Here is a 12,395-nt window from a genome sequence, read left to right as displayed (position 1 = left end):
ACGATTTGAAACTTGCTCTTTATATATCCGTACACATAAGTAGCAAGAATTAAATCGGCTTTCTACAAACGAATAACCGCTTAAAGACTACAGCTATGAAAGTAGGAGAAATGCTACCCGAATTCACGCTTCTAGATCAAGATGGTACCACCTTCAGCTCCCATCAGTACATTGGCGCTAAAAACATGGTGCTTTTTTTCTATCCTATGAACGGAACCCCAATTTGCACCCTAGAGGCCTGCTCATTTAGAAACAAATTCGAAATTTTTAAAAAAAATAATTTTGAGGTAATTGGAATTAGCTCCGACAGTAAAAAAAGCCACCGCGCCTTCAAAAAAATGTATCACCTGCCCTATCGGCTGCTCTCCGACGAGGATGGTAAGGTTAGACGGCTACTAAAGGTTCCCAGAACATTCCTTGGGCTGCTTCCCGGAAGGGTTACCTACGTGGTAAACAAGGAGGGGCGTATCATAAAAATCTACAGTTCCTTCTTCGGATCGAGCAGCCACGTCAAAGAGGCAATTGCGGCCGTACAGAAAGCCCCCGCTAAGTAGTAGCTGCATATCCTACCATCTCCATTGTCCGATGAGACTTTTACAAGAACCTTGCTTAGGATAAATGGGAACCTTGAAGGAGATTAATAAGGTTACAAACTTCTATTAAACACAAAACAACCTCAAAGGCAAAACTTTTTGAGAGAAAAAGGTCAGAAATAGCCTCGATAACCAGATAAGAAACGTCGATTACGAATAAAGCTAAATCAGACAAGTCGGGGTGTTCGCTGTCTCTCATTACCGCAGGGGTTGTCCCATGCTACGTACACCACAACTGATGAAATCTTAAATCTACGGGCATCACTTCTTTTTCCCAACGGTTTGGGTTAAAATCACCCGCTGCGTAGAACTTAGCTTAAGAGTTTCACCCAACACCTTGGGATCGAAATAGGCACGCACAACGCAGGCCAGCTTCTCGGAAGCACAAAACAGGTACACATTCTGGGCAATAAAGCCGCTATTGGCATACGAAGCGTTAAGTTGAGCCTCTGTTTCTCCCTTCGGAACGCGCGAAAAATCGGCCACGTAGACTAAGTTAACGGGAGCCGTCGAAACAAAATCCTGCTTGCCAGCCACTGCCCTAAAATCGCCGCCTACAATAGGGTGCAGCGTATTGCCTCTCGCATCATAGCGGTAGATGCCAGCCTTGAGCAGTACGTAAACGTCAATCTCCTGATAGTTCATAGAACTGGGGGCTGTATGCTTTCCATTGGTACGGTTAACGCCATTGGCAGCCCATAGCAGATTTGACAACTCCTGCAACGACAGTTCGTCGACGGCAAAAGAACGTTCCGACTCCCTAATTCGTAGCGCATCCATCAGAGGCATTCCTCCGTCGGTTTTAGGGACAGGTAAAACAACAGGCTCCTGCCCACTGACAGCAGCCATCGCCAGCAAAAATGCGGGCAAAAAAAGGATCTTTCTCATAAATAAGACTTTTAAAAAGGCTGAATGTCCCCAGTTTAGCCAAACGCCACGGAACTAACCGCGCACAGAACATCCCACTCCGGTTAGGTTTTCCCAAATGTAAGTAAAAGCGAAGAAAATCGAAGCAGTACGTCCCAAGCAAAACAGTCTCTCTACCCAAAATTTGCATGTACCATTCTGGACTTCTAAAAACAGGATGCCCATAAACGCCAATCTACCTATAATTCAATTTAACACACCTAGCTAACGCTTTGTGACCCTTTATCAGAAATAAAGTTTCGATTAGGATTGGTAAATACTATATTTGCAGTTTGGTTCAATAACCAAATAGAATAGTAATTAGAAATAATTAGTAGAACCCCAAACTTAGCGTTTATGGAGTCTGAGAACACAAATGCTCTAGTTCCTGAGGAACAGCTCAACAAGCCTGTTGAGGATACTTTAGAAACTACCCCTTCAGCTGCGGTTGAAGTTGAAGAAGAAGCTGAAGCAACCGCTTCGGCAGTTGATTTTTCGGAAGAGGAAGCTCTTTTAGCCGCCAACGAGATCGATCTTGGCGAAGAAGATGAGGCAGAAGAGGTGGAAGATGCAACACCAGCCACCACCGACTACTCGAACTTCAGTAAGGCAGAACTAGTAAAAGCTTTAGAGACGGTAGTTCGTAACCAGTCTACTGTTGGAGCCCGTCGCGAAATCGAAGCCATAAAAATTGCCTTCTACAAGCTACTCCGCTCCGAGATTCAAGCATTAAAAACTGAATTCCTCGAAAAAGGTGGACTAGAGGCCGACTTTAAGGCGCCAGAAGCCCCTGAAGAGCAACTGCTAAAAGATCTTGTAGCCGAGTATAAGGCTGCACAGCAAGCCCGAATCAAAGAGATAGAGGCAGAAAAAGAAAAAAACTACCAAGAAAAACAAAGAATTCTTGATGAGTTGAAAAATCTTTCGGAAGGGGCAGAGGCCCACACCCACACATTCCAAGAGTTTAAAAACCTACAAAACCAGTGGAAAGAAGTTGGGCAGGTACCTCAAGCACACGTTAAAGATTTGTGGGACAACTACCACTACCTCGTTGAAAAATTCTACGATTACATAAAAATTAATCGCGAGCTACGAGACCTAGACCTCAAGAAGAACTACGAGGCAAAAATGGTGCTCTGCGAAAAAGCAGAAGAGTTTCTGCTAGACCCCTCTCCTGTTTCATCCTTCCAAAAGTTGCAAAAATTGCACGAGCAGTGGCGCGAAATAGGCCCCGTTGCGAAGGAGTTTAAGGAAACACTTTGGGATCGATTCAAGGAGGTAACCTCCAAAATCAACAAAAGACATCAGGAATTTTTTGAATCGCTTCGCGATGAGCAAAAAACCAACCTTGACGCCAAAACTGTTCTTTGCGAAAAGGCAGAAGAGCTAACCTCTACCGAAATAAAATCGACCAAGGAGTGGAACACCAAATCGAAGGAGATTGTAGAGTTGCAAAAGGTTTGGAAGACGATTGGCTACGCCCCTAAAAAGGAAAACGCCAAGGTGTACCAACGTTTTAGAGAGGCCTGTGACAAGTTTTTTACACAAAAGAGAGATTTCTATACCCTACTAAAGGAGCAAATTGATGCCAACCTAAAGCTGAAGATTGAAATCTGCGAAAAAGCCGAAGCCCTATCTGCCTCAGAAGAGTGGAAAAAGACTACCGACGAGCTCATCAACCTACAAAAGGAGTGGAAAAAGATTGGACAAGTTTCGCGCAAGCATGCCGACGATATCTGGAAACGCTTCCGCACCGCCTGCGACACCTTCTTTAATAACAAATCGGCCCACTTCTCCGAAATCGACAAGTCGTACGAAGAAAATTTACAAAAGAAAGAGGCCCTAATCGAGGAAATTAAGGCATTTGTTGCAGAAAATGTGGAGAACAGCTTTGAAGCACTTAAGGATTTCCAACGCCGTTGGGCCGAAATAGGCTTCGTCCCTATGAAAGCAAAAGACAGGATTCAGTCGGCTTATCGCGAAGCCATCGATGCACATTTCCACGCATTAAAAGGGAATGAGGCAGAAAGAAAGATGGTTAAGTTCAAAAGCTGGGTTGACGTAAATTCTGGCCCAAAAGCTGATAGAAAGCTGCGTACCGAACGCGATAAGCTAATCGGTAAGATTCGCCAACTAGAATCAGACATAAGCGTATGGGAAAATAACATAGGCTTCTTTGCAAAATCAAAAAATGCAGATGCGATGATCAAGGAGGTTAACAACAAGATCCGCAAAGCAAAAGAGGAGATTGCGCTAATTGAGGATAAGATCAACGTGATTGACACTCAACTACCCGAATAGATAGTAATAAAACGATATGGCACAGACTAAGTACATTTTTGTAACAGGAGGCGTAACATCCTCTTTAGGAAAAGGAATTATCTCGGCATCGCTAGCAAGATTGCTTCAAGCTCGCGGTTATTCTGTCACCATCCAAAAGTTAGATCCCTACATCAATGTAGATCCAGGAACTTTGAACCCCTACGAGCACGGGGAGTGCTTCGTTACCGAAGATGGTGCCGAAACCGACCTAGACTTAGGCCACTACGAGCGCTTTACGAATAATCCCACCTCTCAAGCAAATAATGTAACTACAGGGCGTATTTATCAGTCGGTAATCGAAAAGGAGCGCCGTGGTGAATACCTGGGAAAAACCGTACAGGTGATTCCTCACATCACCGATGAGATTAAGCGTCGTATTAAACTTTTGGGAACAAAAAATAAGTACGACGTGGTGATTACCGAAATTGGGGGTACCGTTGGCGATATCGAATCGCTACCCTACGTAGAGGCCGTACGCCAACTGCGCTGGGAGCTTGGTGCAACCAACTCGCTGGTTATCCATCTTACCCTAGTTCCTTACGTTGCTGCTGCAGGAGAACTTAAAACTAAGCCTACTCAGCACTCGGTAAAAATGCTTCTAGAAACAGGCGTTCAGCCAGACATTCTGGTACTCCGCACCGAGAAACCTCTTTCTCAGGAATTGAAGAAAAAGGTAGCGCTATTCTGCAACGTTGATAAAGACTCCGTCGTAGAGTCTATCGATGTTTCAACAATCTACGAAGTACCGCTAGTAATGCTGAAGGAGAAGTTAGACCTAACCGTTCTACGCAAGCTAAACCTTCCGTCAGACACCGAGGTGGAGCTTTCTCAATGGACCAAGCTCGTTGATGATATCAAACACCCAAAGCATGAAGTGCCTATTGCTTTGGTAGGAAAGTACACCGAGTTACACGACGCCTATAAGTCAATCGTTGAAGCATTTATTCATGGAGGAGCATCAAACTCTGCCAAAGTAAACATCAAGTGGGTTAACTCCGAAAAAATCACAGAGGAAAACGTAGCGCAGCTGCTTGGCGATGTGCACGGTGTGCTTGTTGCTCCAGGTTTTGGGCATCGAGGCATTGAAGGCAAAATTGCCGCCATTAAGTTTGCCCGCCAAAATCAGGTTCCCTTCTTTGGAATCTGCTTAGGTATGCAATGCGCCGTAATCGAATTTGCCCGCAACGTGCTAAACCTCGCCGAAGCAAACTCGACAGAAATGGTTGTGTCAACACCTCATCCTGTAATTGACCTAATGGAAGACCAAAAGGAAATTACCGATAAGGGGGGTACCATGCGCCTAGGCGCCTATCCTTGTACCTTAAAGAAGGATTCGTTAGCAAGTAAGGCATACAAATCGGAGCTAATATCCGAACGTCATCGCCACCGCTACGAGTTCAACAACCAATACTTCGAACAGTTCGAAGGAGCAGGCATGCGTCCTACAGGAATTAATCCAGAAACTAACTTAGTGGAGGTCGTTGAAATTCCGTCGCATCCATACTTTGTTGGCGTACAGTATCACCCAGAATACAAGAGTACTGTCGCTAACCCACATCCGCTTTTTGTAGCCTTTGTGAAGGCCGCACTAAAGCACAAAGCAGAAATGTGTAAATAAAGAACAAAATCTAAATGGATAAAAAAAGTATTATCGGCTTGGTATTAATAGGTGCAATCCTTATAGGATTCAGCTATTTCAATAGCCGACAAACTGCAGAGTACCAAAAGGTGCAAGCCCATCAGCAGGACTCCATTGCAAGAGTAAAGAAGGCGCAAGAGGCTGCAAAACCAGCTGCCGCTACCGCAGAACTTAACTCGACAACCAGCAAGGATAGCGCAGAAATTGCATCGATGACTGAGGTTGTTGGAGCATCATTGGCTAATTCTCTCAAAGGAACTGAGGAGTTTTATACAATCCAGAACGATCTAATTAAGGTTGTTTTCTCCAACAAAGGAGGACGAATTGCTCAAGTTGAGGCATTGAAATACAAACGCCACAACGGAGAAAAGTTGGTTCTCTTTACACCTGAAAAAAGCAAGTTTGACCTTAGCTTTTACATGGGGCAAAACATTTCTACATCGAAGTTCTTCTTCGAGCCCGTAAATGTTGCCAAAAGCGACCAGCTATCAGGGAAAGACTCAACCAAATCGGTAACCTTCCGCCTGCATACAGCAGATGCCAGTTACCTTGAATTTGTATACACCCTAAAGAAGGGCAGCTACATGGTTGACTACAAGGTCAACTTTGTTGGCATGCAGAACAAGTTCCCCCAGGGTATCACCGACTTTGATATAAAATGGGCAATGACTGCGCCTCAGCAGGAAAAAGGATTTAAAAACGAGAACAACTACACCGCAATTGCCTACAAATTTCCTGGAGAGAAGGGCGATTTTGAGGAGTTAAGCCCAATGAAGGAGGAAGCGAGCGAGAAGGTTTCCACAAAAATACAGTGGATAAACTTTAAGCAACAGTTCTTCTCCTCTATTCTTGTTTCTAAGAACAACTTCACATCTGCGGATATTAGCCAAACCACCAACCCTGAGAATTCTGGCTACACTAAGAACTTTACAGCAGACATCCGAGTACCATTTAACCCTACAACTAAGAGTGTAGATATGGCTTTCTACTTCGGACCAAACCTTTTTAAAGAGTTAAAGAAGTACGATCAAGGCTTCGAAAAGGTAGTTCCGCTAGGTGGCTGGATTATTCGCTGGATCAACCGTTGGGTCGTAATCCCAGTCTTTGACGTTCTAGAGTCTCACATTGGCAGTTTTGGTCTTATAATTCTAATATTGACTGTGCTTATTAAGCTGGTGCTATTCCCTCTAACCTACAAGTCATATCTATCTATGGCTAAAATGAGGGTTTTAAAACCAGAAGTAGACAAGATCAATGAGAAGTATCCTAAAAAGGAAGATGCGCTAAAAAAGCAGCAGGAAGTAATGGCATTGTACCGTAAGACAGGCGTAAATCCAATGGGTGGATGCTTACCTATGTTACTACAGCTTCCAATACTTATTGCTATGTTCCGCTTCTTCCCAGCCTCCTTCGAGCTGCGTCAAGAAAGCTTCCTTTGGGCTGATGACCTATCGTCCTTCGATTCGATCATCAACTTGCCATTCGACATCCCATTGTATGGTGGACACATAAGCTTATTTACTCTACTCATGGCTGTTTCGTTGTACTTAACATCAAAGATTAATACTGCACAAATGGGAGATACGACCCAACAAATGCCAGGTATGAAGTTTATGACGTTGTACATGATGCCAGTAATGATGCTTTTCTGGTTCAATAACTACGCAGCAGGTCTTAGCTACTACTACCTATTGTCGAACCTATTTACGCTGGGTCAAACGTACCTTATTCGCCAAACGGTTAACGACGACGCGATACATGCCAAGTTAAAAGAAAACAGTAAAAAGCCAGTAAAAAAATCTCGCTTCCAACAGAAGCTTGAAGAAATGGCAAAGCAACAACAACGCATGAAAAAATAAAAAACAAAAAAGGCAGCCTACCGGTTGCCTTTTTTGTTTTTAAAAATTATCACCATAAAAAAATTAAATGCCATCTTCTTCTCTATAAACATCAATACTTACACTTCCTAAATAACCAGGTATCATAGCACTGACAAAATACAAATTGAGCCAGAATCATAAAGAATGGAATGAAAATGTAATTCATCATGCCATTACAACAATTATCCAGCAACTATTAGGCTAAATACATTAATAAAGATTAAGCGTAAAATAAAAAATAAAATAGTTTCTATTTTTTATATTTTATGTACGTTTATATGGTTTATTACATTTTGTATAGTAATAACATGTATGCAGCAGAAGTTGCGGACTTCATTTGAACTATCTTTTTTTGAGTAAAAGATGTTTGACTCAAAAAAACTACTACTATTATGTAAAAGTAACACACTTTTTAAAACCTTTATTTTGGAAATTAAAAAACAACTTATATCTTGCACAACCTTTAATTAAGTGTGCAATAGTTAGAATCATGACAGCAAAATTTAGTAAGACACGAGAGACTATTATAGAGGTGGCCCGAAACGTCTTTGGCGAGATGGGGTATTACAACACCACTATAAACGACATTGCCTTAGCCTGCAATAGAGGAAGGCGTACAATTTATACCTACTTTAAATCTAAAGATGAGATTTACAATGAGGTAATCAAGGTCGAATCCAGTAAAATGGCAACGAACCTACGTACAAGCTTTTCTCAGGTGCTAGATCCTTACGAAAAACTAAGGTTATACATGGTAAAGCGGATGCAAATCGTACGCGAATTAGTGTATACCCATACGGCATTACAATCTTGCTTCTTCAAGGAGAAGGCTCACTTTGACCAAATTCGTCGCGAATTTGACAAGGAAGAGGTGAAAGTTATCCTTGAAGTACTTGATGATGGAATTCGAAGAAATGTTTTTCAAGTACAAAACATGAGTTTAACTGCTCATAACTTGCTAGTTACCTTAAAGGCTTTCGAAAGCAATTTCTTGGACATGAACCCAAGTGAAGAGTCTCAGGAAAAACAGCGCAACATCTTGCGCGTTATTTTGTTTGGAATCTTCAACAACAATAATTTAAGGTAAAACCATTATCGAGTTTAGTATGTACATTAATGCGGTAGCACATTATTTGCCATCACAAGTGGTAAATAATGACTATTTTTTAAATGTTAATGGGTTAAGCGACGAGTGGATTTTTCAGCGCACAGGCATCAAGCAACGCCGTAGAGCTGCTGCTAACGAAAATTCCAACTCCATGGGAATAGAAGCCGTAAAAGCAGCCATCTCAAAAATCCCTTACTCCATAGGTGAAGTCGATCTAATTGTAGGAGCAACATATACTCCTCACGATACAGTAGGAACGCTATCACACGTCATTCAACGGGAATTTAACATTAAAAATGCTGCCGCAGTTACTATAACTTCCGCTTGTTCATCCTTAGTAAACGCCGTTGAGATTGTAGAAGGCTATTTTGCTCTAAATAAAGCATCCAAGGCAATAGTCGTTGCGTCTGAAAATAATACCATCTACAGCAACGATTCTGATGAAAAAAGCGGCCATCTGTGGGGAGATGGAGCCGCTGTCCTTTTTCTTTCCAAAGAAGAACAACGGGAATCGGACATGGAAGTTGAGGTTATTACAACAAAAGGTCTGGGACATGTAGGGAAAGGACCTCAAGGTGTCTATCTTATCCCTAAGCACGAAGGTATTGTAATGCCATTTGGTAAAGATGTATTTGTTAATGCGTGTACTTACATGATAGAAAGCTTAGAAGAAGCAATGAAATCTAAAGGATACCAATTTAGCGACATCACCTACCTCATTCCTCATCAGGCTAATATGAGAATCATATCTCAGCTAGCTCACCTGCTGAACTTTCCGCAAGAATCGATATTTGCAAACATCGAAGAGTTGGGAAATACGGGTTGTGCAAGCACGGCAATTGCCCTTTCTCAAAATTTGAATAAGCTAAAAAAAGATGATCTTGTTGGAGTTACTGTTTTTGGAGGAGGATACTCCTGCGGATCGATCCTTATTAGAGTTTAGCTGTTAACGATAATAAAGAAAAGGGTGCTGCCTTAACTGGTCAGCACCCTTTTCTTTAAAAAACATTTAAAATGATTTATGAATCCATTCTGCAATTAATGCCCTTATTTGCCGTTCATATTTTAGATTAAAGTTACCTATACAATTAAAATGCTAGTTTTACATAACTCAGCACTACCAAACCAATTTTATGAAACATCTTCTCTTGCTATTAGCTATTACTTTTTCAATGCCATGCCTATCTCAGAATAGATTTATCATTGTAGGAACAACTGCAGACACATCAAGCAAGAAAGCCGCTGAATTTGTAGCCATAGCGCTCCTATCCCTAAAAGATTCTAGCATCCTATCTTCGACCATAAGCGACATTTCAGGACATTTCGAGCTACGAAATGTGCCGCAAGGAAAATATATTCTAAAAACATCTCACATGGGCTACAATCCCTATACAAAACAAATTTTTGTTCATGGCGCAAAAGGGACAATTAACATAGGGATTTTAAAATTAAAAGGAAAAGAAATCAACTTAGAGGAGATTGTTGTCAAAGGAAAAAACAAACCTATCCGAATAGCAAAAGACACGCTAGAATTTAATCCCTCCGCATTTAAACCTCGGGAAAATGATGTCGTTGAAGATGTCTTAAAGAAGTTGCCTGGAGTTCAAGTCGACAAAGATGGATCCATTTCAATTAACGGAAAGGCTGTAACACAAATAATGGTAGATGGGAAACGCTTTTTTATTAATGATCCTAAGCTCGCAAGCCAAAATTTACCTGCAAATATTGTGGATAAAATCCAGCTGGTAGATAAAAAAAGTGATCAAGCCGAATTCACAAAAATCAACGACGGGGAAACTGAAAAAATAATAAACCTAACCCTTAAAAAAGACAAGAAGCATGGCTATTTTGGCAATGCAAGAGCTGGAGTTGGAACCAACGACACCTACGATTTAGGCGCTAAAATCGGAGGTTTTAAAGGCTCTACACAAGTATTTGGAACGGGAGGGTATAACAATATAAATCGAGGTGGAAGAAATGGTAGCGTAGCTTTTCCTAACCCAAATAGGCAAGGAATTACCACATCAGGAAATGCAGGTCTCACACTTAATAGTGAAATCGACAATCAGCTATCAGTAAATGGCAGCTATAACTACGGCTACAGCAACCTCTCCCAACAAACATCATCCCATCGAGAAAATATTGAAATTTCAGACACATACAACAGCGATCTTTTTTCCTATTCGGACAACTCGACCAACAAACATGCTATTCAAACCCGAATAGAATACAAGCTTGACAGCACAGCGTCTCTCGTTTTCTCACCTAATTTACAAGTATCTGAAGGGGTATCAAAGGACAATAAACAAGCTCATCAATTTAAGGCTGATGGTGATTTACTAAACTCTGAGAAAAGTAAAACAAATACAACAAGCAATACAAAAGAATACGGAGTTGACATGCTCCTCCGTAAAATGCTACGAAAGCAACGACAAACGATTTCGGCCAACATCACCTACAACCAAGAGGATAATACTAGCGATAAATATACAAAGCAGGAAAATTTCTACACTGCTACCAACACTAATGAGACACGTGACCAAAACATCATTTTGAAAGGTGAGAACGATTCTTTTAGCACTAAGCTTTCGTATACACATCCCCTAGGTAAATATTTTACAGCAGAAATAAACAATAAGCTAGCCTACAAATACAACTCAAACCTCAATAATGCGTTCGACTACAACGCCAATACAGCGAAATACGATATAAAAAATGGCCTCTATTCCAAAAACACAAAAAATAAAAGGCTAACAGACATAACTGGATTAAGAGTAAACTTCACCAAATCAAACTTATCTATTAATGCTGGAGCAAACATCAGCTACTCCAAAATAGATTACCTAAACCAGCGAGGAAATAACTGGATAGACACCTCTGCAAATTATCAGAACATTTCTCCGCTTGTTAATATTACCTACCTTAAAGAACAGTCTACTTTCATTAACTTTTCGTACAGAGGCACAACAAGCCAGCCATCTATCAACCAAATACATCCAATACAAAACCCAGAAACACCAAACAGCATTATAATTGGAAACTCTAACCTAAAGCAGGAAGAACAACACTCTTTTTTGCTTGGCTACAACTATTTCAGCAACACATCCTTCCTATCTCTCAATAACTTTACAACACTCAACATCTCGCATAATTCCATCCAGAACAAAAGTTACCGAGATGACAAACTTGGCAAAACATACTATCAAGCCGTAAATGTCAATGGTCTTTACAGTATTGACAACCAAACTACGATAGGAAAATCATTATTCGACAACAAGCTCCAACTTTCAGCATATACCAATTTCAACTATAGCCATACACCCGGATTTATTAATAACATAAAAATATTCAACAACCAATCCGTAATAGGGGAATCTTTAAGAGGCTACCTAATGCTTAATTTTATGGAACTTGGCTTTGATGTCGGTTACAATTTCAATAACGCTGAATATCGAAGATTAACCAATAATAACTCCATAGTAAAAACAAATAACCAGTATAGTACGGTAGCTCTAAACGGGAATATTACAGCTTTCTTACCGCTCGGGATAGAGGTTAAATCAACTTATGATATCGATAAAAAATACGGTAATAGTACTGAAGATTCAAACAAATCGTCACTCTGGAATGCTTCTGTAACAAAGAAATTACTAAAAGATCAATCGCTATCTATTACATTGCTAGCATTTGATATTCTAAATGAATACAAGCCTTTCAAAAGAACGGTAACATCAAGTTATATTGATGAGACGACATTCAATACCGTATCTCAAACCTTTCTAGTTTCGATTAGCTACAACTTAAACAAGTTTGGCGGACAGAAGAATCGTAAACCAGACAGCATAAAACCCTCTATTGGAAACTAAGCACCACTCAACCAACATAAAGAAAACCTCACAAGACCCATAAAATAAGAAAACAAAAAGCAGTAGGTCTATTTGAAAGTA

Annotated in this window: 8 protein-coding genes; 7 read left to right on the top strand and 1 reads right to left on the bottom strand. The window is 40.9% G+C overall.

Annotated elements, in window-relative coordinates; genetic code table 11:
* Positions 1-95: 95 nt before the first annotated feature.
* Positions 96-554: a peroxiredoxin gene (locus tag L990_RS14860; protein ID WP_047450998.1), complete on the top strand. Its 459-nt coding sequence runs from the start codon at positions 96-98 to the stop codon at positions 552-554.
* A 300-nt stretch (positions 555-854) separates the two neighbouring features.
* Here the strand turns inward: L990_RS14860 and L990_RS14855 are convergent, their stop codons facing one another.
* Positions 855-1,481 (bottom strand): SagB/ThcOx family dehydrogenase, encoded by a 627-nt coding sequence (locus L990_RS14855; RefSeq protein WP_081981735.1) that lies wholly within the window; start codon positions 1,479-1,481, stop codon positions 855-857.
* A gap of 375 nt (positions 1,482-1,856) precedes the next feature.
* On the opposite strand from L990_RS14855, the gene L990_RS14850 reads away from it, so the two are divergent.
* From L990_RS14850 to L990_RS14825, 6 genes are all read left to right on the top strand, one after another.
* Entirely contained in the window at positions 1,857-3,800 is a 1,944-nt protein-coding gene (locus L990_RS14850) for a DUF349 domain-containing protein (RefSeq protein ID WP_047450993.1), read from the top strand.
* Between the two features lie 16 nt (positions 3,801-3,816).
* Positions 3,817-5,439 (top strand): CTP synthase, encoded by a 1,623-nt coding sequence (locus L990_RS14845; RefSeq protein ID WP_047450990.1) that lies wholly within the window; start codon positions 3,817-3,819, stop codon positions 5,437-5,439.
* A gap of 14 nt (positions 5,440-5,453) precedes the next feature.
* Positions 5,454-7,319: a membrane protein insertase YidC gene (gene yidC, locus L990_RS14840; RefSeq protein ID WP_047450988.1), complete on the top strand. Its 1,866-nt coding sequence runs from the start codon at positions 5,454-5,456 to the stop codon at positions 7,317-7,319.
* 511 nt (positions 7,320-7,830) lie between these two features.
* Positions 7,831-8,427, top strand: a complete 597-nt coding sequence (locus L990_RS14835; RefSeq protein ID WP_047450986.1) for a TetR/AcrR family transcriptional regulator — start codon at positions 7,831-7,833, stop codon at positions 8,425-8,427.
* 19 nt (positions 8,428-8,446) lie between these two features.
* A complete protein-coding gene (locus tag L990_RS14830; protein ID WP_047450984.1) occupies positions 8,447-9,391 on the top strand; it encodes a 3-oxoacyl-ACP synthase III family protein in 945 nt (314 codons plus the stop codon).
* A gap of 190 nt (positions 9,392-9,581) precedes the next feature.
* A complete protein-coding gene (locus L990_RS14825; RefSeq protein WP_081981734.1) occupies positions 9,582-12,314 on the top strand; it encodes a TonB-dependent receptor domain-containing protein in 2,733 nt (910 codons plus the stop codon).
* Positions 12,315-12,395: the final 81 nt, after the last annotated feature.

Origin of the sequence: Alistipes sp. ZOR0009 (assembly GCF_000798815.1) — a bacterium.
Classification (GTDB): domain Bacteria; phylum Bacteroidota; class Bacteroidia; order Bacteroidales; family ZOR0009; genus Acetobacteroides.
This window is presented reverse-complemented; position numbering and strand designations above follow the sequence as displayed.

What these genes read in the sequence shown, in the direction of transcription:
- L990_RS14860 (WP_047450998.1), top strand. Translation starts at nt 96, where the DNA reads ATGAAAGTAGGAGAAATGCTACCCGAATTCACGCTTCTAGATCAAGAT.
- L990_RS14855 (WP_081981735.1), bottom strand. Translation starts at nt 1,481, where the DNA reads ATGAGAAAGATCCTTTTTTTGCCCGCATTTTTGCTGGCGATGGCTGCT.
- L990_RS14850 (WP_047450993.1), top strand. Translation starts at nt 1,857, where the DNA reads ATGGAGTCTGAGAACACAAATGCTCTAGTTCCTGAGGAACAGCTCAAC.
- L990_RS14845 (WP_047450990.1), top strand. Translation starts at nt 3,817, where the DNA reads ATGGCACAGACTAAGTACATTTTTGTAACAGGAGGCGTAACATCCTCT.
- yidC (WP_047450988.1), top strand. Translation starts at nt 5,454, where the DNA reads ATGGATAAAAAAAGTATTATCGGCTTGGTATTAATAGGTGCAATCCTT.
- L990_RS14835 (WP_047450986.1), top strand. Translation starts at nt 7,831, where the DNA reads ATGACAGCAAAATTTAGTAAGACACGAGAGACTATTATAGAGGTGGCC.
- L990_RS14830 (WP_047450984.1), top strand. Translation starts at nt 8,447, where the DNA reads ATGTACATTAATGCGGTAGCACATTATTTGCCATCACAAGTGGTAAAT.
- L990_RS14825 (WP_081981734.1), top strand. Translation starts at nt 9,582, where the DNA reads ATGAAACATCTTCTCTTGCTATTAGCTATTACTTTTTCAATGCCATGC.